Source organism: Pseudomonas sp. GW821-FHT09C09, from assembly GCF_059418105.1.
Map to the genome: position 1 here is coordinate 160,607 of NZ_JBWKPF010000009.1, position 20,651 is coordinate 181,257.

Annotated in this window: 21 protein-coding genes; 12 read left to right on the plus strand and 9 right to left on the minus strand. The window is 62.1% G+C overall.

The window, feature by feature from the left end; translation table 11 throughout:
• Positions 1 to 15: 15 nt before the first annotated feature.
• Both AC07NR_RS25385 and AC07NR_RS25390 read left to right on the plus strand, forming a co-directional pair.
• On the plus strand, positions 16 to 2,667 hold the full coding sequence (locus AC07NR_RS25385; RefSeq protein ID WP_495079716.1) for a DUF4118 domain-containing protein: 2,652 nt from the start codon (positions 16 to 18) through the stop codon (positions 2,665 to 2,667).
• A gap of 48 nt (positions 2,668 to 2,715) precedes the next feature.
• Positions 2,716 to 3,414: a response regulator gene (locus tag AC07NR_RS25390; RefSeq protein WP_119429650.1), complete on the plus strand. Its 699-nt coding sequence runs from the start codon at positions 2,716 to 2,718 to the stop codon at positions 3,412 to 3,414.
• On the opposite strand, the gene AC07NR_RS25395 is transcribed toward AC07NR_RS25390, so the two are convergent.
• Positions 3,411 to 4,448, minus strand: a complete 1,038-nt coding sequence (locus AC07NR_RS25395) for a patatin-like phospholipase family protein (RefSeq protein WP_192552146.1) — start codon at positions 4,446 to 4,448, stop codon at positions 3,411 to 3,413. The two genes, AC07NR_RS25390 and AC07NR_RS25395, sit on opposite strands and share 4 nt — an antisense overlap.
• A 218-nt stretch (positions 4,449 to 4,666) precedes the next feature.
• Between AC07NR_RS25395 and AC07NR_RS25400 the strand changes: the two genes are divergently transcribed.
• The 3 genes from AC07NR_RS25400 (at position 4,667) to AC07NR_RS25410 (ending at position 6,706) form a co-directional block, all read left to right on the plus strand.
• Positions 4,667 to 4,945: a hypothetical protein gene (locus AC07NR_RS25400; RefSeq protein WP_007963692.1), complete on the plus strand. Its 279-nt coding sequence runs from the start codon at positions 4,667 to 4,669 to the stop codon at positions 4,943 to 4,945.
• A gap of 77 nt (positions 4,946 to 5,022) precedes the next feature.
• A complete protein-coding gene (locus AC07NR_RS25405; RefSeq protein WP_408986803.1) occupies positions 5,023 to 5,790 on the plus strand; it encodes a CHAD domain-containing protein in 768 nt (255 codons plus the stop codon).
• Between the two features lie 121 nt (positions 5,791 to 5,911).
• Entirely contained in the window at positions 5,912 to 6,706 is a 795-nt protein-coding gene (locus AC07NR_RS25410; RefSeq protein ID WP_495079717.1) for an acyl-CoA thioesterase, read from the plus strand.
• Between the two features lies 1 nt (position 6,707).
• On the opposite strand, the gene AC07NR_RS25415 is transcribed toward AC07NR_RS25410, so the two are convergent.
• From AC07NR_RS25415 to AC07NR_RS25425, 3 genes are all read right to left on the minus strand, one after another.
• Positions 6,708 to 7,073, minus strand: a complete 366-nt coding sequence (locus AC07NR_RS25415; protein ID WP_119429646.1) for an Mpo1-like protein — start codon at positions 7,071 to 7,073, stop codon at positions 6,708 to 6,710.
• 120 nt (positions 7,074 to 7,193) lie between these two features.
• A complete protein-coding gene (locus AC07NR_RS25420) occupies positions 7,194 to 8,675 on the minus strand; it encodes a methyl-accepting chemotaxis protein (protein WP_495079718.1) in 1,482 nt (493 codons plus the stop codon).
• Between the two features lie 108 nt (positions 8,676 to 8,783).
• On the minus strand, positions 8,784 to 9,590 hold the full coding sequence (locus AC07NR_RS25425) for a TatD family hydrolase (protein WP_495079719.1): 807 nt from the start codon (positions 9,588 to 9,590) through the stop codon (positions 8,784 to 8,786).
• A gap of 236 nt (positions 9,591 to 9,826) precedes the next feature.
• Between AC07NR_RS25425 and AC07NR_RS25430 the strand changes: the two genes are divergently transcribed.
• From AC07NR_RS25430 to AC07NR_RS25440, 3 genes are all read left to right on the plus strand, one after another.
• Positions 9,827 to 11,248 (plus strand): MltF family protein, encoded by a 1,422-nt coding sequence (locus AC07NR_RS25430; protein ID WP_495079720.1) that lies wholly within the window; start codon positions 9,827 to 9,829, stop codon positions 11,246 to 11,248.
• A gap of 106 nt (positions 11,249 to 11,354) precedes the next feature.
• Positions 11,355 to 11,789: a DoxX family protein gene (locus tag AC07NR_RS25435; RefSeq protein WP_007950955.1), complete on the plus strand. Its 435-nt coding sequence runs from the start codon at positions 11,355 to 11,357 to the stop codon at positions 11,787 to 11,789.
• Between the two features lie 250 nt (positions 11,790 to 12,039).
• Positions 12,040 to 12,348 carry a class I SAM-dependent methyltransferase gene (locus tag AC07NR_RS25440; RefSeq protein ID WP_192552142.1) on the plus strand — a complete coding sequence of 103 codons (309 nt, stop codon included), beginning with the start codon at positions 12,040 to 12,042 and terminating at the stop codon, positions 12,346 to 12,348.
• A gap of 3 nt (positions 12,349 to 12,351) precedes the next feature.
• Here AC07NR_RS25440 and greB read toward each other — a convergent pair whose 3' ends face one another.
• Genes greB through AC07NR_RS25455 form a run of 3 tightly spaced genes read right to left on the minus strand, consistent with a single transcriptional unit; the run spans position 12,352 to position 16,071 of the window.
• Positions 12,352 to 12,849, minus strand: a complete 498-nt coding sequence (gene greB / locus AC07NR_RS25445) for a transcription elongation factor GreB (protein ID WP_003226818.1) — start codon at positions 12,847 to 12,849, stop codon at positions 12,352 to 12,354.
• 34 nt (positions 12,850 to 12,883) lie between these two features.
• Positions 12,884 to 15,388 (minus strand): ABC transporter permease, encoded by a 2,505-nt coding sequence (locus AC07NR_RS25450; RefSeq protein WP_495079721.1) that lies wholly within the window; start codon positions 15,386 to 15,388, stop codon positions 12,884 to 12,886.
• Entirely contained in the window at positions 15,388 to 16,071 is a 684-nt protein-coding gene (locus AC07NR_RS25455; RefSeq protein ID WP_085710774.1) for an ABC transporter ATP-binding protein, read from the minus strand. The genes AC07NR_RS25450 and AC07NR_RS25455 overlap by 1 nt, the downstream gene beginning before the upstream one ends.
• A gap of 10 nt (positions 16,072 to 16,081) precedes the next feature.
• On the opposite strand from AC07NR_RS25455, the gene AC07NR_RS25460 reads away from it, so the two are divergent.
• From AC07NR_RS25460 to AC07NR_RS25470, 3 genes are all read left to right on the plus strand, one after another.
• A complete protein-coding gene (locus AC07NR_RS25460) occupies positions 16,082 to 16,687 on the plus strand; it encodes an arylesterase (protein WP_085710773.1) in 606 nt (201 codons plus the stop codon).
• A gap of 57 nt (positions 16,688 to 16,744) precedes the next feature.
• A complete protein-coding gene (locus tag AC07NR_RS25465) occupies positions 16,745 to 17,038 on the plus strand; it encodes a hypothetical protein (RefSeq protein ID WP_007908575.1) in 294 nt (97 codons plus the stop codon).
• 150 nt (positions 17,039 to 17,188) lie between these two features.
• Complete coding sequence (locus tag AC07NR_RS25470) at positions 17,189 to 18,160, plus strand: L,D-transpeptidase family protein (protein ID WP_085710772.1); 972 nt, start codon at positions 17,189 to 17,191, stop codon at positions 18,158 to 18,160.
• 123 nt (positions 18,161 to 18,283) lie between these two features.
• On the opposite strand, the gene oprI is transcribed toward AC07NR_RS25470, so the two are convergent.
• Positions 18,284 to 18,535: an outer membrane lipoprotei OprI gene (gene oprI / locus AC07NR_RS25475; protein ID WP_003183784.1), complete on the minus strand. Its 252-nt coding sequence runs from the start codon at positions 18,533 to 18,535 to the stop codon at positions 18,284 to 18,286.
• 637 nt (positions 18,536 to 19,172) lie between these two features.
• Between oprI and AC07NR_RS25480 the strand changes: the two genes are divergently transcribed.
• Entirely contained in the window at positions 19,173 to 19,454 is a 282-nt protein-coding gene (locus AC07NR_RS25480) for a GNAT family N-acetyltransferase (protein WP_007955658.1), read from the plus strand.
• Between the two features lie 71 nt (positions 19,455 to 19,525).
• Here AC07NR_RS25480 and AC07NR_RS25485 read toward each other — a convergent pair whose 3' ends face one another.
• Positions 19,526 to 20,602: a 3-deoxy-7-phosphoheptulonate synthase gene (locus AC07NR_RS25485; RefSeq protein WP_011335309.1), complete on the minus strand. Its 1,077-nt coding sequence runs from the start codon at positions 20,600 to 20,602 to the stop codon at positions 19,526 to 19,528.
• Positions 20,603 to 20,651: the final 49 nt, after the last annotated feature.

Consider the following 20,651-nt stretch of genomic DNA (forward strand, 5'->3'; position numbering starts at 1 on the left):
AAGAGAGCTTCAAGCATGAGTGACTCCGGCCGCGCCGACGCGCTGTTAGCAGAACTGCCCCGCGACGGACGCGGCCGGCTCAAGGTTTTTCTCGGCGCCGCGCCGGGCGTGGGCAAGACCTTCGCCATGCTGCAGGCCGCCCATAGCCAGCTGCGCCAGGGCGTGAAAGTCATCGCCGGTGTGGTCGAAACCCACGGCCGCGCCGAAACCGAAGCGCTGCTCGGCGGCCTGCCGCAACTGCCGCTGGTGCGGTCCGAATATCGCGGCGTGACGCTGGAGGAAATGGACCTCGACGGTCTGCTCGCAGCAAAACCGAAACTGGTGCTGGTCGATGAACTGGCTCACAGCAACGCCCCCGGCAGTCGCCACGCCAAACGCTGGCAGGACATTCAGGAACTGCTCGCCGCCGGCATCGACGTCTACACCACGGTCAACGTCCAGCACCTGGAAAGCCTCAACGATCAGGTGCGCGGCATCACCGGGGTGCAGGTGCGCGAAACCCTGCCGGACTGGGTGCTGCAGGAAGCCTACGAACTGCTGCTGATCGACCTGCCACCCCGGGAGCTGCTCGAGCGCTTGCGCGAAGGCAAGGTCTACGTACCGGAGCAGGCCCGGGCCGCGATCGATGCGTTTTTCACCCAGACCAACCTCACCGCGTTGCGTGAACTGGCGATGCAGACCGCGGCGGCGCAGGTTGACAACGATCTGGCCCAGGGCTACCGCAAGCTCGGTCAGGCCGCGCCGGCGGTGCGCGGTCGCCTGCTGGTCGGCGTCGATGGCAATGCCGATGCCGAACGATTGGTGCGCCATGCCAGTCGTGTGGCCCAACGCCGGCATTTGCCGTGGAGCCTGGTGCACGTCGACAACGGCAGCGTGCGCGATGAGCAATCGCGTCTGCGCCTGCAAGGTGCCCAGCAACTGGCCGAACGGCTTGGCGGCGAAGTGGTGCTGCTGCGGGCCGGCGAAGTGGCGAAGACCCTGATCCAGCACGCTACCGAGCGCCGGGCCAGTCTGGTGCTGGTCGGCCAGTCGCGGCCGAGCCTGCGCCGGCGCCTGTTCGGTGGTGGACTGGCGGCGCGTCTGTTGCGTCAGTCCCATGGCCTGGAAATCAACGTGCTGGACAGCGATCACGAGCAGCGCGCGCCACGCCTGCGGACGGCGCCGACGCTGGTGTGGTTCGACTATGCGCTGGCGCTGGTGGCGACCATTCTGGCCAGTGCGCTGGCGTGGGCGGTGTCCAGCGTATTGCCTTTGCCGAACATCTCTCTGGTGTTCCTCGCGGCGGTGTTGCTGGTGGCGGTGCGCAGTAGCCTGGGGCCGTCGCTGGCCTGTGCGGCGCTGTCGTTCCTGACCTACGACTTTCTGTTCATCCCGCCGAATTTTTCCTTCGCCATCCAGCGCGAAGAAGACGTACTGACCTTGCTGTTCTTCCTGTTGATGGCAGCGCTCACCGGCAACCTTGCGGCGCGTCAGCGTCGGCAATTGCAGGCGTTGCGCGATACCCAGGAAGAGACCACCGAGCTGCTCGACCTGTCGCGCAAACTCACTGCCGCCACCGACCGTCAGGCCGTAGTCAGCGCCGCTGCCCAGCACCTCAATGGCTGGAGCGATCTGCAACTGTGCCTGCTCAATCGCGATGGCCAGGGCGGCTGGAAAGTCGAGACCGGTGGGCCGTTGCAGTTCACCGAATCCGAACGCGCCGCCGCCGACTGGGCCTGGCAACACGATCAACCGGCGGGCATGGGCACCGGCACCTTGCCGTTCGGGCGTTGGTGGTGGTGGCCATTGTCGGTGGAAGACGGGCCGCTCGCACTGCTCGGTGTGTGTGCCAAAGAAGGTCAGACATTGAGTGGCCAACGCCGCCGCTTGCTGACAGCCCTGAGCCAGCCGCTGGCTCAGGCGCTGGCCCGGGCGCAACTGGCCGATGATCTGGAAGCCGCGCGCCTGCACGGTGAAACCGAACAACTGCGCAGTGCCTTGCTGGCGTCGGTGTCGCACGACTTGCGCACGCCTCTGACCTCGATGCGCGGCAGCATCGACAGCCTGCTGGCCCTCGGCGAAGCGATCCCGCTGGAAGATCGCCGCGAATTGCTCGAAGGTACCCGCGATGAAGCCGAGCGTCTCGACCGTTATATCCAGAACCTGCTGGACATGACCCGTCTCGGGCATGGTGCGTTGAAACTGGCGCGGGACTGGGTGTCGCCGGCAGATATCGTCGGCAGTGCGCTCAATCGTCTGCGCGCGGTGTTGTCGTCGTTACAGGTGAGCACCGATGTACCGGCCGAGTTGCCGTTGCTGTTCGTCCATGCCGCGTTGATCGAACAGGCGCTGGTCAATGTGCTGGAAAACGCTGCGCGATTCTCCCCGTCCCATGGCCGTCTGCAATTGCGTGCCGGGGCGGATGACAGCGAGGTGTTTTTCTCGGTCAGCGATGAAGGGCCGGGGATTCCGGTCGATGAGCGAGCGAAGATTTTCGACATGTTCTACACCGCCGCCCGGGGTGATCGTGGCGGGCAGGGCACGGGCCTGGGGCTGGCGATCTGTCAGGGCATGGTCGGCGCCCATGGCGGGCGGATCAGTGTCGGCGACGGCATCGACGGACACGGCACCTGCATCACCCTGCACCTGCCGTTGCAGACGCAACCGGGGATGGACGGTGAAGCCTGAATCCGCCTGCGCTACTCTCTTGCCAATCTTTTGTGTTGATGTGAACTCATGACTCAGACCGCGACCATTTTGGTCATCGACGATGAACCGCAGATCCGCAAGTTCCTGCGCATCAGCCTCGCCTCGCAAGGCTACAAAGTGCTGGAGGCCGGCACTGGTGCCGAGGGCCTGGCCCAGGCGGCGCTGAACAAGCCTGACCTGCTGGTGCTCGACCTCGGCCTGCCGGACATGGACGGCCAGCAAGTGCTGCGCGAGTTTCGCGAGTGGGCCACGGCGCCAGTGCTGGTGCTGTCGGTGCGGGCCAGCGAAGGACAGAAAGTCCAGGCGCTGGATGGCGGTGCCAACGACTACGTGACCAAGCCGTTCGGCATTCAGGAGTTTCTCGCCCGGGTGCGAGCATTGTTGCGTCAGGCGCCGGCCGGGGAGGCGCAACAGGCAGCGTTGGCGTTTGGCCCGCTGACGGTGGATCTGGCCTATCGCCGGGTGCTGCTCGACGGCGTCGAAGTCGCCCTGACCCGCAAGGAATACGCGGTGCTGGCGCAACTGGCGCGGCATCCGGGGCGGGTGATTACCCAGCAGCAACTGCTCAAGGACATCTGGGGACCGACCCACACCGAGGACAGTCATTACCTGCGGATCGTCGTCGGTCATCTGCGGCAGAAACTGGCGGACGATCCGACCCGGCCACGATTCATCGTGACCGAGGCCGGTGTCGGCTATCGATTGTTGAACGAGAACAGCGTTTAGCTCTGCTCGCTCTCATAGCGATCCAGCGTATCCCGGGCAATTTCGCGGCCCAGTGCGATCAGTTCCGGCGCCTTGTAGAACTCGAAGAACCGGCAGACCCGCTTCGGCACGTTGATCAGGATGTCCGGCGGATACCCGGCGATCTTGTATTGCGCCAGCGAGGTCTGCATCACCTCGAAACTCTGGTTGATCAGATCCAGCAACGACGCCGGCCCGACGTTATCGACGATGAACGAACCGGTGGCGGATTTCGGTGCGCCGTCGCGTTCGGGGGCGGCGGCCGGTTGCTGGGTTTCGGGCTCTGCGCCTTCGACCCATGGATTGATCTCGGCGGCCTCGGCGCGCAACGCCTCCTGTTCCAGACGCAGCAGTTGCTCGGCTTGTGTGCGGCGGAACGGCATCTTCGAACCGAGTGAGCTGATCAGGTTGTCGAAACGGCTACGAAACGCCGCCGGGCGCTGGATCACCGGCAATTTGTAATGGCGCTGGTTGGTCGAGTTGAGATTGACCGCGACGATCAGATCGCAATGGCTAGACACCACCGGCACGATCGGCAACGGATTGAGAATGCCGCCATCCACCAGCATCCGGTTGCCTTGCATCACCGGGGTGAACAGACTGGGAATCGCCGCCGAGGCACGCATCGCCTGATGCAGGCAGCCTTCCTGAAACCAGATTTCCTGCTGGTTGGTGAGGTCGGCGGCGACCGCCGTGTAAGGGATGCGCAGCTCCTCGATGTTGATTTCGCCGACGATCTTGCGGATCTGGCCGAAGACCTTTTCGCCACGGATTGCGCCGAGGCGGAAACTCACGTCCACCAGCCGCAGCACATCGAGGTAATCCAGGCCTTCGATCCAGCGTCGGTACTCGTCGAGCTTGCCGGCGGCGTAGATTCCGCCGACCACCGCCCCCATCGAACAACCGGCAATGCAGGCGATGTCGTAACCACGCCGTTCGATCTCCTCGATGACCCCGATATGGGCATAGCCCCGGGCGCCACCGGAGCCCAGCACCAGTGCGACACGCTTTTTCATCAGACTTCCTCCCCGACAGATTTCCACAATGCACCCATTGAGGGCCGGGCTACAATCGTCAGGGTCGTTCGGGGTGGCGCTGGCGTCGTTATTTCGATACTTCATGACCCGCTGGCGTTATCTTCCGCCGTGCGGTGGATTCACGGGGCACAAGGCACTTTTTCACCGCCCGAACGTCTTAATTGCACGACTGTTGACCTATCTTTGAGGTGTAAGTGATGAAAGCCTGGATCTGTGTGCCCTTGATTGCCCTGGCATTGGCCGGTTGCGCCGGCAAGACCGCCTACCGCGACAGCTGCGGCAGCCAGCTCGATGCGGCGTGGCATGAGCTGGATCTGGCCAAGGCCGAGGGTTTTGCCGGTACGGTGAGCTACTCCAAGGCCCTGTCGCTGCTGACGGCGGCCAAGACCCAGCAGCAATTCGAAGGCTTCGAAGGTTGCAGCAACAAAGCCGAGAAGGCGCGTTTCTACATTCGCGAATCCCGCGCCGGGCGCTAAGCTGCTGACGTAGCGCAAGTGCAGATGCCTTGCGCAGGTACACACTCATGCAGCGCCATTGAATTCAGGAGCAAGTAATGTCTGCGTTGGTCGACCGGTTGGTGGCTCATGTCCTGAGCCTGGAAGTCAGGCTGCTGGCCTGTCAGGCACGTTTGACCGCCCGGACCGACCCTGAGGCGCTGCATGATCTGCGAACCACCGTGCGCCGTTTGCGCAGCCTGTTGCGGCCATTGCGAGGTTTGCCCGGTGTCGAGCAACTGGAAGTCGCGGCGGCCGGTGTCGGGCAAGTGACCACGCCATGGCGCGACCGCGAGGTGCTGGCGGCGTACCTGCTCGAACATGGTCAGCCTGAAGCCGCGCAGCGGCGCATGGCGCAGATGGCCGAGGCTTATCCGGCATTGGCGGCCAGTGCGGAAGTGGCTTCGCTGCTGATGATCCTCGATGCGTTTCCGCGTTTCCTGCGGGCGTCCCAGCGCCAGGGACTGCTCGATGATCTGGACAAACGCATCGAAAAACGCCTGGGCAAACAATGGAAGAACCTCGACGTGGCGCTGCACGATCCGGCCCACGACCGCCATCGCCTGCGCCTGCTGATCAAGCGTGTGCGCTACGGCATCGAGGCTTATCCCGAACTCGATCGCCTGCCGAAAGCGGCGCTGGCTCGTCTGAAGTCCGCACAGGGCGCCCTGGGTGACTGGCACGATTGCTGGCAATGGCTGGCGAAGGCCGAGCAGGAAGCGGACCTGCAACCCTGCGTCGCCACCTGGCAGGCCACCATGATCAAGGCCGAAAGCAAGGCTGACCGGGTGCTGGAAAAACTCAGCGCCACCTGCTTCAAATCCTGAATCCCTCTACAGCTCGGCGCGGCTGTCTTATCTGTCAGTCTCTTTGACCGGAATGGACGCTGCGCCGCTCTGCCGCGCTGGTTAAGATCCGGTCATTCCCTTTTTCGTGTCCGAGGTTCCCATGCGCTTCTGCGATCTGATCGATGCTGTCCGTCGTCAACCGGAGGTCATCATTCCGGCCGAGTGGGGCCAGGGTCGGGCCAGTTTTGGCGGGTTGGTTGCCGCACTGCAATTTGAAGTGATGCGCACTCGGGTGCCAGCCGAACGGCCGGTGCGTTCGCTGGCGATCACCTTCGTCGGGCCGGTCGAGCCCGAGGTGCCGGTGAGCTTCGAGGTCGAGGTGTTGCGCGAAGGCAAAGCGGTCATCCAGGTGCTGGGGCGCGCCATGCAGAACGGCCAGGTAGTGACGATGGTGCAAGGCAGCTTCGGTGCTTCGCGCCCGTCGGAAGTGGCGGTTGAAGCCTATCCGGCGCCCGAGATGAAGCATTGGGACGACTGCCAGGAGCTGCCGTACATCAAAGGTGTGACCCCGGAGTTCATGCGCTATCTGGCGATGCGCTGGAGTGTCGGCGGCATGCCGTTTACCGGCAATCAATCGCGGCTGATGGGGGGCTGGGTGCGTCTGCGTGGGGATGTGAAGGAAGAGCCGGTCAACGAGGCGCATCTGCTGGCGCTGGTCGATGCCTGGCCGCCCGCGCTGTTGCCGTACCTGAAGAAACCGGCGCCGGGCAGCACGCTGACCTGGACCATCGAATTCGTTCAGCCGTTACACGATTTGAGCACGCTGGACTGGTGCCAGTATCTGGCGGACATCGAGTACGCCGCCGACGGTTATGGTCATGTCGCCGCCAAGCTGTGGAGTGCGCAAGGTGAGCTGATCGCCATGAGCCGGCAGACGGTGACGATCTTCGCCTGACTCAATGCCGGCGGTGGCGTTCACGCCAGGCGCGGTACCAGCCGCCGCTGAGCAGAAAGCGTGGGAAGGTCAGAAACTGCTCGACCAGCAGGCGCGATACCGCGTCCTTGCGATCACTGAACGGCTCGGAGGCTTGCGCCTCCAGGCTGTGGCCGTGGCGCTGCAGACCCAGCGCCGCGACGATCCCGATCACACCGATGGCCACGCTCGCCAGACTCAGGCTGAACACGCCCGAGACGATCAACAGAAACGCGACGATGAACAGCGGCACGGCAATCAAGTGCAGCACCAGATTGGTCGGGTGCTGGTGATTGGCCGGGTACGCGCGCCATTGCCACGCGGGAAGGTTGGGGTGACGTTTGCCCATGTTGCTGCTCCTCAATCCATGTTTGGTTCATGGTTGAAGAATAGGCCCGGGCGGGCAGGGCGGCGAATCAAGGTTGGCTATTGCAGTGATAGGGACAATGACTGTTCCTGATGTTGTCCCCTAGAGCTTCAACTGACCGATCGCCTTGTTCAGTTCCCCGGCCAGCGTCGCCAGCTCGTTACTGGTAGTCGCCGAATCCACGGTCTGCTGCACGGTGTTCTCGGTCACATCACGAATGCTCACCACTGCGCGGTTCATCTCTTCGGCCACCTGGCTCTGCTGTTCCGCCGCTACCGCAATTTGCGTATTGCTCTCGCGCATCTGCGCTACCGCCCCGGTGATTTCCGCCAGCGCCTCGCCGGCCTCCTGGGCCTGCTGCACGCAGTCGTCGGCCTTGTACGAGCTCTCCTGCATGAAATCCACCGCGTCGCGAGTGCCGGCCTGCAACGCCGAGACCATGGTGGTGATTTCATCGGTGGAGGTCTGCACACGTTTGGCGAGATTGCGTACCTCGTCGGCGACCACCGCGAACCCGCGACCCATTTCCCCGGCACGGGCCGCTTCAATGGCAGCATTGAGGGCCAGCAGATTGGTCTGTTCGGCGATGCTGTGGATCACGCTGACCACACCGTTGATTTTCTGACTGTCTTCGGCCAGACGCTGGATCATCTCGGCAGTTTGCTGCACGCCGCTGGACAGGCCGGCAATCGAATGCTGAACCCGGGTCACGACTTGCTGACCGCTGCCGGCCAGGCCATCGGCGGTCTGCGACAGGTCACGGGTGGCGCCGGCGTGCTGGGCAATGTGGTAGACGGTGGCGGTCATCTCGTTGATCGCGGTGGCCGCCTGATCGGTTTCGCTCTGCTGGCCGAGCATGCCGTGGCGCACCTCGTTCATGCTCGACGCCAGCCGTGCAGCACCGACGTCCAGTTGTCGTGCGGTGTTGGCCACGGTGGTGACCACACGCTGGTAGCCGGCCTGCATCGCGTTGAAGGCATTGGCCATCTGACCGACTTCGTCCTTGCAGGCCAGCGGCACCCGGGCCGAAAGGTCGCCGGTTTTTTCCACGTGCAGCATCACGTCCTTGAGCGTGTTGAGCTGGCTGAGCAGAAAGCGGATCAGCAGCTGCGAAGCACCGAGCATCGCCAGCATCAGGATGAACACCGCCACCGCGTAGTTGGCGAAGCGTTCGCTGAACACCTGGCTGAGGCTGGGGGCGTAGGCAATCACGGCGACCTGCTGGCCATCGGCACGGCTGAATACCTCGGCGCCGAGCAGCGGGTTTTCGCCGAACAACGGCAGGTGACTGATCTCGATCCAGCCGTTGCTGTCGGTGATCTCCAGCAGCGGCTGATCGTTGAGGCGCGGGGCTTCACCGCGTTTGAAAGTCAGCACCTGATCGGATTTGGGCAATGCTTGTCCCGTCGGCCAGGCCTTGAGCAATTGCGCCTGGGCCTGGGCCGAGGTTTGCGCGGCATGGCTGCGTGCCTGTTGTTCGAGCTGCACCGCGTACAGCACCAACAACAGGGTGGTGACAAAGGCGACCGCGTTGACCGCCCAGAATTTGTATTTCAGCGAGATATTGCTAAGCCAGGCACCCATGGAGGTCTTCTCTGATAGCGGAAACAGTTTTGGCAAGGTGCCAGCATTGTGCCGCTACGCAGGTGTCCGGATCTTGATATGCGTCAACAAGTGATGCATCTGCCTCGGTCAGGGCAGGGTGGGTAAACCGTAGAAAGCCCGGGCGCACGCAGTTGTGTGGGCCGCCAGATCTTCATCGGTTTCGCTTCGATGCAACGCCACTTCACGCAGCACTTCGGTCAGATACGCCGGCTCGTTGCGCCCATTCTTCGGCTTCGGCCGCAATGTGCGCGGCAGCAAGTAAGGCGCATCACTTTCCAGCATCAGGCGACCGCGTTTGATCTCCTTCACCAGCGGATGCAAGTGGGTGCCGCGCCGCTCGTCACAGATCCAGCCGGTGATGCCGATGTGCAGGTCCAGATCGAGGTAGCTGAACAACGCTTTCTGCTCGCCGGTGAAGCAATGCACCACGGCGGCAGGCAACTGGTCGCGGAAGTCACGGAGGATTTCCAGCAGGCGCTGGCTGGCGTCACGTTCGTGCAGGAACACCGGCAGTTGCAGCTCTACGGCCAGGGCCAGATGTTCTTCGAGGACTTTTTCCTGCTGTGGGCGCGGGGAGAAATCGCGGTTGAAATCCAGCCCGCATTCACCCACCGCCACCACATTCGATTCCTTCAGAAGAGCGCGCAGACGCCTTGCGCTGTCAGCGTTCCAGTCACTGGCCGAATGCGGGTGAATACCGGCGGTGGCGAACAGTCGCTGGCCGTCCGGATCCAGTTGCCGGCACAGTTCCAGTGCCTGTTCGCTGCCCTCGACGCTGGTGCCGGTCAGCACAAGTTGGCAGACCCCGGCAGCGTAGGCGCGATCGAGCACGGCCTGGTGTTTGTCGTCGAAACTGGGGTTGGTCAGGTTGACGCCGATATCGATGAGTTGCATGGTGCTACCTCGGGCCGAAGGCCGGAAAGCATATCAGAGCAGTAGATTTAAAAGAAAAACCAAGAACTACAACGGCTTATGGCTGTCTGTTGAGGCCGCGAGGCAACACAGGGTGGCGCGGTTGCTATCACTGTGCCAGTCTCTCGCACTTTATCAGCGCTCCAGGCGCTCTGTTTTCGTCGGTGTTTTGCGACCGTTCAGCGGCAAAAACGCCCCGTATTCTTTCCGGAGAGTGGATGGTTCGTCCCTCGGTTTTGCTCCTGCTGTGTGGTTCGTTGCTGCTGCCGATGACGGCGGTTGCGCGCCTGCCCGGGCCGCTGCAAGCCGTGCCGGCCGCCAAGGTCCGCGACCTGACCGAGATTCGCAACAGTCGCGTGCTGCGTGTATTGGTCAACCAGAGCCGCAACAGCTCCGGCGAAGTCCAGGGCCAGACCATCGGCGTCGAATATCACCGTTTGCGCGCCTTCGAGCAGTACCTCAATGGCCACGCCCGCGACGGCCAGGAAATCACCCTCAAGATCATTCCCAAAGCCAAGGATCAATTGCTCGGCGCGCTACAGCGTGGCGAAGGTGATCTGGTGGCCCCGGGCGAACTGCTCGACCTGCAACCGGGCCACGCGGTCGCCAGTAGCGAGCCGATCGCCAGCAATGTGCCGCTGGTGCTGGTCGGCATCAAGGGCGAGAAACGCTACACCAAGGTCGAGCAACTGGCCGGCAAAACCCTGGCGCTGCCCACCGGCAGTGCGGCGGGGGAGGCGGTCAGTCAGCTCAACCAGAAACTGGCGCTGCACAAACTGGCGCCGATCAAGATCGAATGGGTCGATCCTACGTTGGCCGTCGAGGATGTGCTGGAAATGGTCCAGGGCGGAATCTTCCACCTGACCATCGTCGAGCAACCGATTGCCAAACGCTGGGGCAAGATCCTGCCCAAGCTGCGCTTCGACCGGCAGTTGATGATCAGCGAACCGGGCGAGGAATACTGGTTCGTGCGGCGCGATGCCTCGATGTTGCGCGCGAGCATCGACCGCTTCCTGACCGGCTACAAGACGCCGTCGAACGAAGACGCAGCGTTTCTGCGGATCTATCGTCGCCTCTATCAAGTTCACTATCCATTGGCCAAGGCTGACCGCCAGCGCCTGGAAAAACTGCGTCCGACCCTGCAAAAGCATGCCGAAGCGCAGAACATGGATTGGCTCAACCTGGCGGCGCTGGCGTTCAAGGAATCGGCGCTGCAACCCAGTGCACGCGGTGGCGGCGGCCCGACCGGGCTGATGCAGATCACGCCGTCCGCCGCGCAACGGGTCGGCGTCAACAATATCCAGAATCTCGATGCGAATGTGCAGGCCGGAGCCAAGTATCTGGCGATGATCCGCCGCAAGTTCTTCAACAGCCCCAAGCTCAACGAGCGCGAGCGCATGGCGTTCACCCTGGCCGCCTACAACATCGGCCCGGAACGTGTGCAGGGCATGCGCGCCGAAGCCCGGCGTCGGGGCTTGAACCCTAACCAGTGGTTCTTCCAGGTCGAGCGCATTGCCATGGAGCAGGTGGGGATGGGCGCCGTCAGCTATGTTAATAGTGTGAACAAGTATTACTTGGCGTTCGACCGGGAGCGTGAGTCGTTGGAGCCCCGGGGACAGAAAGTTGTCTCACGCAAATGATCAAGTAAATTGATTGTTATGGCGGAATATTTGCGCTTTTAACATAAATTTAACTGATTAATATGGCGGCCAACCAACAAGCACTTCTCCAACAAGGAATACAAACATGAGCTCTCTGATCAACAAGGTCCTGTTCACCCGCGCCGGCTACGGTCTGACCATTCTGCGCATTGCCGTCGGCGTGATCTTCGCCGCCCACGGTTCGCAAAAACTCTTCGGCCTGTTTGGTGGCTACGGCCTGGCCGGCACCGCGCAGTACATGGAAAGCATCGGCCTGACCCCAGGCTATCTGATGGCGACTCTGGCAGGCGGTACTGAATTCTTCGCCGGTCTGGCATTGATCATCGGCCTGCTGGTGCGTCCGGCGGCACTCGGTCTGACCTTCCTGTCGCTGGTGGCGATCTTCACCGTGCACATCAGCAACGGTCTGTTCATGGCCAACAACGGTTACGAGTTCGCCCTGGCTCTGCTCGGTGGCAGCCTCGCGGTACTGATCGAAGGTGCCGGCAAGCTTTCGGTGGATCGCGCCATCGCCGGTTGACCGCTCTGGCTCAAGCAAAAGGCCCGCATTGTGCGGGCCTTTTTTGTTACGGCTGATTCTTGACACTGGCTGGTCACGTTCTCTAGGATGCCGCTCATGCGCCGATTTAAACAGCTACTTGCGGGGCGCCAGGTGACTATTCTTCAGTTGCCGTCAGAAGCCGGAACAGGGCTTCGAAATACCGCTAAAGCGCTGGTTCGGTGTTGCCTCTCACCTGCCATGCAGACTTTTGAGGCAGAGACACGACACGATGAATGCACTTCGCCCTCCAGCACGTCCCGCGCCGATCACGGCACATGTCACCCAGCGCAATCCAAAAATCCTGCTTGGCGGTAAACATCAGCCGACGCTGTTGCGTTATCTGGATGGCTGGCCACGTCGCAGCGGCGGTCCTGCCGCATTCCTGATCCAGTTCGTTGAAGACGGAGAGTCGCTGGCGCGTTTTGCCGATGACAGTTTCGACCTGGCGGTGATCCAGTCGCCCAGCGCTGAAGACGCGCCGGAAATGATCCATCAACTGACCCGCGTTGCCCGTCAGGGTCTGATCGCCCGGCGCTGAGCGTCAGGGATAGTCGATCGCCACGATATAAACGAATTGCTCGCCGGTTGGCGTCTGGACCCGGACTTCGGCGTCCAGCGCCTTGCCGATCAGGGCGCGGGCCAGCGGCGAGTCGATGCTGATCAGGCCCAGTTTCAGATCCAGCTCGTCCGGGCCGACGATGCGGTAGCGCGACTGTTTGCCGTCCTCATCTTCGATGGTCACCCAGGCGCCGAAGTAGACCTTGTTCGGATCGCTCGGTTTTTCGCTGACCACCTTCAGCGCCTCGAGGCGTTTGGTAAGAAAGCGCACGCGGCTGTCGATCTCGCGCAGCATCTTCTTGCCGTAGGTGTACTCGGCATTTTCCGACCGATCACCCTGAGCCGCCGCTTCGCTGACCGACTGCGTCACCTGTGGCCGACGTACGTGCCACAGCTCATGGAATTCGGCGCGCATCCGCGCTTCACCTTCAGGGGTGATCAGCGCGGTGCCAGCGGTGCGGGGAGGGCGATAACGGCTCATGGCAACTTCTTGTGGTATTGAGGGCTGGAGTCTATCAACCCTCGCGCAGCACTGTCAGCGGGCTCGCATTCAGGGCCCGACGGGTGCCGAACACGCCGGCGCCACCGATCAGGGCCGCACCGATCAACGGCAGCACCAGCAACCATGGATGCGGGAGCCAGGGCAGGTCGAACGCGAAGCGATACAACACCAGACTCACCACTTCCGAACCGATGGCCGCCAGCAAGCCGCTGACCGCGCCGAGCAAGCCGAACTCGATTCGCCGCGCCTTGACCAGCAACTGCCGTTCCGCCCCCAGCGCACGCAACAGTGCGCCTTGGCGAATACGTTCATCCAGCGTTGCCTGCAACCCGGAAAACAGCACCGCCATCCCGGCCGCCAACACAAACAACAACACGTACTCCACCGCCAGGGTGACCTGGGCGAGGATGCTGCGCAGCTGTTCGAGCAAGGCTTCGACCTGCAGGATGGTCACCGCCGGGAAGGCTCGCGACAGCTCGACGATCTGCTGGTCGTGACCGGGCGCCAGATAGAAGCTGGTGAGGTAGGTCGCCGGCAGATCTTTCAACGTGCCGGGCTGGAAGATCATGAAGAAGTTCGGCTGGAAATTGTCCCAGTTGATCTCCCGCAGGCTGGTGACCTTCGCTTCGCGATTGACTCCGCCAACGGTGAACACCAGATGATCGCCGAGTTTGAGCTTGAGGCTTTCGGCGACCTTGCCTTCCACCGAGACGCCGGGCACATCGTCCTGTGGCTGATCTTTCCACCACTCACCGGCAGTGAGCTTGTTGCCCGCGGGCAGGTCGGCCGCCCAGGTCAGGCTCAAATCGCGCTGGATCGCCCGGTCGCCGGCCGAGTCCTTGCTGACGATCTGTTGCACCGCTTCACCGTTGATGCTGATCAGCCGTCCCGGCACCACCGGGTACAACGGCGCAGCCTGGGCCGAGACATTCATCAGGTGATCGGTGAAGGCCTGTTTGTCCGCCGGCAAGATGTTCAGGGCGAAATAGTTGGGAGCATTTTTCGGTAGCTGGTTTTGCCAGGTGTCGAGCAATTCACCGCGCAACAGTGCAATCAATGCCATGGACAACAGGATCAGACCGAATGCCAGGGACTGTCCGGCAGCCGCCAGCGGGTGACGCAGCAACTGGCCCAGACCGAGACGCCAAGGCAGGGAGGCGCGAGCCAGCAGGCGACGCAGACTGTTGAGCAGCAGCAACAGCAATCCACCCAGCACCAGCGCAGCGACCACGCCACCGCCGAGCAAGGCAAACGTCAGCAGCAGATCCAGGCTCAGGCGCCACATGATCAGTCCGAGCGCGCCGAGTGCCGCGCCGTAGACCATCCAGGTGCTCGACGGAATCGGCAGCATGTCGCGGCGCAGCACTCGCAATGGCGGCACACGGCCGAGGGCGGCGAGCGGTGGCAAGGCAAAACCGGCCAGCGCCACCAGCCCGGTGCCGATCCCCGCCAGCGCCGGCAGCAAACCACCCGGCGGTACATCGGTCGGTAGCAGATCGTGCAGCAGCGCAAACAAACCCAATTGAGCAAGCCAGCCAAGCAGGGCGCCGCTGAGGCTGGCGAACAAGCCGAGTACCGCCAGTTGCAGGCTGAACAACACCATGGTTTCCCGGCGTGACAATCCCAGGCAGCGGAGCAGGGCGCTGGCATCGAAACGGCGGCTGGCGAAGCGATTCGCCGACAGCGCCACGGCCACGCCGGCCAACAGCACGGCGACCAGACTGGCCATGTTCAGATAGCGCTCGGCCTTGCCCAGTGCGCCGCCAATTTGCCGGTTGCCGTCGCGGGCATCCTGAATCCGCTGGTTGGCGGCAAGGCCCGGCTTGATCAGTTGGCGATAGGTTTCCAGCGCGTTCGGTTCGCCGCGCCAAAGTTCGCGATAGCTCACCCGGCTGCCGGGCTGTACCACGCCGGTCGCGGCGAGGTCGTCGAGGTTGATCAGCACCCGTGGCGTCAGGCTGTAGAAGTTGCCGGCGCGATCCGGTTCGTAAGTCAGCACCCTGGTAAGCTTCAACGTCTTCATGCCGACGTCGATGCTGTCGCCGATCTTCAGGTCCAGCGCCGTGAGCAGGCGCGACTCGACCCAGGCTTCTCCCGGTTGCGGTTCGCCGCCTGACGTTTCGGCAGCAAACGGTGCCGGGGCGCTTTTCAGTTCGCCACGCAGCGGATAGGCATGGTCGACGGCCTTGATGCTCGACAACTGAATGCCGTTGTCGGTGGCGATGACGCTGGAGAATTCAACGATCTGCGCATGGTCGAGGCGCAGCTCGGTACCGCTCCTGATTTGTTCCGGTCGTGCGGGGGAGCTGCCTTCGAGCACCAGGTCCGCGCCGAGAAATTCCGTGGCGCGCAACGTCATCGCGCCATTCAGGCGGGCACCGAAGTAGCCGATGGCGGTACTGGCGGCAACCGCCACCAGTAAGGCGAAGAACAGCACCCGCAGCTCCCCGGCGCGGGCATCGCGCAGGAGCTGGCGCAGGGCAAGGCTGAACAGGCGCAACAGCGGCAGACGTGCCATCAAGGCTCCAGGGGGGCGACCAGCAGGCCGGCTTCAAGTCGGATCAGGCGCCGGCAGCGATGGGCCAGGCGTTCGTCGTGGGTCACCAGCACCAGGGTGGTGCCGCGTTCCTTGTTCAGTTCGAATAGCAGGTCGCTGATGCGCTCGCCGGTGTGGCTGTCGAGGTTGCCGGTGGGTTCGTCGGCGAACAGCACATCCGGCTCGGCGGCAAAGGCACGGGCAATCGCCACCCGCTGTTGCTCACCACCGGAGAGCTGGCGCGGTGAGTGCGTCAGGCGCTGGCCGAGGCCAACCCGTTGCAGCAATTCCGTGGCGCGCCCGCGGGCGTCTTTGCGGCCGTCGAGTTCCAGCGGCAGCATCACGTTTTCCAGGGCGTTGAGACTGTCGAGCAGCTGGAACGACTGAAACACGAAACCCACATGTTCGGCACGGATGCGCGCGCGCTGGTCTTCGTCGAGATTGCTCAGGGACTGGCCGGCGAGAACGACTTCGCCGCTGCTCGGCAGATCGAGGCCGGCGAGCAGGCCGAGCAGGGTGGATTTGCCGGAGCCGGATGCGCCAACGATGGCCAGGCTGTCGCCCTTGTTCAGTTCCAGGCTGAGTTCGTGCAGGATGGTCAGTTCACCTTCCGCGCTGGGAACCACTTTGCTAAGGTTCTTCGCGGTGAGAATGCTTGCGCCCATGGAGAATCCGATGCGTGTGTGGTTTTTGAGTGCTGGCCTGGCCTTGATGTGCATGGCCCAGAACGCAGCGGCGGGTACAGTCCTGATCGTTGGCGATAGTATCAGCGCCGGTTTCGGACTGGATACCCGGTTGGGGTGGGTGTCGTTGCTCGAGCAGCGGCTCAAGTCCGAAGGTTTTGACGATAAAGTGGTCAATGCCTCCATCAGCGGCGACACCAGTGCCGGAGGCCAGGCGCGGCTGCCCGCGCTGCTTGCAGAGCACAAGCCGGAGCTGGTGATCCTCGAGTTGGGCGGCAACGACGGCCTGCGCGGAATGCCGCCGACGCAATTGCAACAAAATCTTGCTTCGATGATCGACAGCTCCCGTCAAAGCGGTGCCAGGGTGCTGCTGCTCGGCATGCAACTGCCGCCCAATTACGGCAAGCGCTACACCGATGCCTTTGCCGAGGTCTACGGCAAGCTGGCCGAGGAGAAAAAGATCCCGCTGGTGCCGTTTTTCCTCGAGGGCGTGGGCGGGCACCCGGACTTGATGCAGGCCGATGGTCTGCACCCGGCTGCCGGGGCTCAGGGCAAGTTGTTGGAAAATGTCTGGCCGACGCTAAAACCGCTGTTATGAGGCTTTTCTAGCGGCAGGCTTTCGGCTAATGTGGCGCCCCCCTAAATGGAGCCCCCGATGTCGCGTTCTGCCTGGTCCCTGTTTGCCTACCAACTGATCGAGCCTGACGAACAGCTGGATCTGTTCGCCTGCCAGGAAGTGCGGGTGCATCTGGTGACCCGTCAACTGGAGCTCGGTGGCTCGGCTGACCGGACCCTTTGCGGCAGTCTGCTGCCGGCGCAACCGCGCTGGTCCAGCGTGGATCGTCGGGTGTTCCAGGATCAGCGTCTGTGCTCGCTGTGCCGGGCGATTCTCGAATCGCAGAAGCGTGGAACCTCGCCGATCTGGCCCGAGCTGCGTTTCGAGCTATAAGCACACGCATCTGCAGAACGCGCCCCGGGCTGGCGGCAGCTTCAATTATGAAGACTGCTGCCAGCCCATCGGCGCATCTCCCCGAATTCCCTGGGCGCGGTGTACAATCGCGTTCTTATACCCTTGTCGATCTTGCGAAGGATTCTCCGGATGTTGCCGCGTTTCCCTGCCGTCACCCGCTGCCTGTCTCTTGCCGCCCTGTGTGTGGCCGGCCCCGTTGCCGCCCTGGAGTTTCCCCTGCCACCACCTGGTGAAGACATCATCGGCCAGGTGCAGGTGATCAAGGCCAAATACGAAGACACCTTTGCCGATCTGGGCACCACCTACGATCTGGGTTATTCGGAAATGGTCGCGGCCAACCCGGGCGTCGATGCCTGGCTGCCGGGCGCCGGCACCGAAGTGGTCCTGCCGACCCGTTTCATCCTGCCGCCGGGTCCGCGTGAAGGCATCGTGATCAACCTTGCCGAGTACCGCCTCTACTACTACCCGAAAGGCCGGAACGTGGTGTACACCTTCCCGCTGGGTATCGGTCGCGAAGGCTGGGGCTCGCCAATCGCCCACACCACGATCACCGCCAAGACGCCGAATCCGACCTGGACACCGCCAGCCTCGATCAAGGCCGAACACGCCGCCGATGGCGATCCGCTGCCGAACGTAGTGCCGGCCGGCCCGGACAACCCGCTGGGGCCGTTCAAGTTCACTCTGGGCACGCCGGGTTACCTGATCCACGGTTCGAACAAGAAATTCGGTATCGGCATGCGCACCAGCCACGGCTGCTTCCGCATGTTCAACAACAACGTGCTGGAAATGGCCAGCATGGTGCCGGTGGGGACTTCGGTACGAATCCTCAACGACGCGTACAAGTTCGGTCGCAGTGGCGGCAAGATCTACCTGGAAGCACACACGCCGATCGACGACAAGGGCAACCCGTCGGTGGTCGACAAGCACACCGCCGTGATCAACGCGATGCTCAAGCGTGAAGACATCACCAACAACCTGCGCATGAACTGGGATGTGGTGCGTGATGTGGTGGCGGCGGAAGATGGCCTGCCAACTGAAATCGGCACACCGAACACCTCGGCGCCGATCGTTTCCAGCGCACCGATCGACCTGCAACAGTAAGCCGGAAAACAGAACCCGCCGATGCGTGAGCACCGGCGGGTTTTTTATTGCATGAAGAAAATTTCAGGCAAAAAAAAGCCGACCCGAAAAACGGGTCGGCTTGATAACAATCCCGAAGGACTATTACTTGCGGCTAGCTTTTTCCAGCATGCGCAGAGCACGCTCGTTAGCTTCGTCAGCAGTCTGTTGTGCTTTTTGAGCAGCAGCCAGAGCTTCATCAGCTTTACGGTAAGCTTCGTCTGCACGAGCCTGGGAGCGAGCAGCTGCGTCTTCAGTAGCGGTCAGACGTGCTTCGGTTTCTTTCGATGCGCTGCTGCAACCGGTAGCCAGAACTGCGGCCAGAGCCAGAGCAGAGAATTTCAGAACGTTGTTCATCGTGTTCCCCTTCAAGGACTTTCAATTAAGTGGCTGTCTCCTCCGATTGAGGAAATAGCCGGCGTACATACTACCCATTACTTGTAGTAAGTAAACTGACGTAAGGCAAGAAGCAAAAAAAATTGTAGGCGTTGATTCTTTTTCGAGCAACTTTTAACCGGGCTGTATAAAAAATATTCAGCTGTAAGGCCCGTCGTGAGCGAGTTATTGAGAAAAAGTTCCCGTTGTCGGGTGCTGTTTTGCCGATCTTGGGTAGAGTCTGCCTATATGGGTTCGTCTACACTTTTGTTCCGATTTTGCGTGACAGCTCGCATATCTTTGTCCATGTTCAGGTGACTTTAAAAAACCGGGCACGTCTTAAGTCTCAACATCCGGCGATGTTCAGCCTTTCGGTGCGGGACAAGGTTCTCCCGAACCGGTCCTGAGTCCACCGGAACTGCCCCGTCAATCAGCCTGATGACGAGTGCGCCTTGAGCATTTTCGTCATTGGTGCCTACTATTTGATACGTGCTCGGGTTGCGCGAGATCGGTGCAGTTCTTCTCGGTGTCCATCAGGCACGGGGTGGCGTAGATGTTCCTTCGCCGGGAAAACATCGGTAAGGTAGGGGTCAGCATTCGAGACCCGCGAGGAGTAGTGATGAGCGAGGCGTTGTCCATCCACCATGACCAGGCTGGTCATCAGTTCGAGACCAATGTGGACGGTCATCGTGCCTACCTGACCTATATGGATCTGGGGAAACAGACCCTGGATATCTACCGCACCTTCGTGCCCAACGCATTGCGTGGCCGAGGCATCGCGGCAGCCCTGACCGAGCGGGCACTGCAGTACGCCGATGAAATGGGCTATACGGTCATCCCGTCGTGCTCCTACGTGGAGCGCTACATGGAGCGTCATCAGCGGCGCACCGCCAAGATCTGACTGACCCCACACCGCAGACACAAAAACGCCGGGCAATGCCCGGCGTTTTTTTTATGCCTGCGAAACGGCTGTCAGCCGCGCTGACGTTTCGGCAGTACATCCTTGAGCTTGGCGTGCATGCTGCGCAAGGTGTTTTCGGTGGCCGACCAGTCGATGCAGGCATCGGTGATCGAAACGCCGTATTGCAGATCGGCGAGGTCTTTCGGAATCGCCTGGCAGCCCCAGTTCAGGTGACTCTCGACCATCAGGCCGATGATCGACTGGTTGCCTTCGAGGATCTGGTTGGCAACGTTCTCCATCACCAGCGGTTGCAGGGCCGGATCCTTGTTGGAGTTGGCGTGGCTGCAATCGACCATGATGTTCGGCTTGATCTTCGCCTTGTTCAGCGCCTGTTCGCACAGGGCGACGCTGACCGAATCATAGTTCGGCTTGCCGTTGCCACCGCGCAGTACCACGTGACCGTAGGCGTTGCCCTTGGTAGTGACGATCGACACGCCACCTTCCTGGTTGATGCCCAGGAAACGGTGCGGGCTGGAAACCGACTGCAAGGCGTTGATCGCCACGGTCAGGCCGCCGTCGGTGCCGTTCTTGAAACCGACCGCCGAGGACAGGCCGGAAGCCATTTCGCGGTGGGTCTGGGATTCGGTGGTGCGGGCGCCGATGGCCGACCAGCTGATCAGATCCTGCAGGTACTGCGGGGAGATCGGGTCGAGGGCTTCGGTCGCGGTCGGCAGGCCTTTCTCGGCCAGGTCCAGCAGCAACTGGCGACCGATGTGCAGACCGTCCTGGATCTTGAACGAGTCATCCAGGTACGGGTCGTTGATCAGGCCTTTCCAGCCGACGGTGGTCCGCGGTTTTTCGAAGTACACGCGCATGACCAGATACAAGGTGTCCGACACTTCCGCCGCCAGCACCTTCAGGCGGTCGGCATATTCGTGGGCAGCCTTGATGTCGTGGATCGAGCAAGGCCCGATGACCACGAACAGACGGTGGTCGGTGCCATCGAGAATATTGCGGATGACTTCGCGACCCTTGGTGACGGTGCGCAGGGCAGCGTCGCTCAGAGGGATATCACGCTTGAGCTGATCGGGAGTGATCAGGGTCTCGTTGGAAGCGACGTTCAGGTCGTTGATCGGTAAATCAGCCATCGGTTACTCGTCAGGTCACGGGTGCCGGCCGCCAGCGATCCCCGCGCGG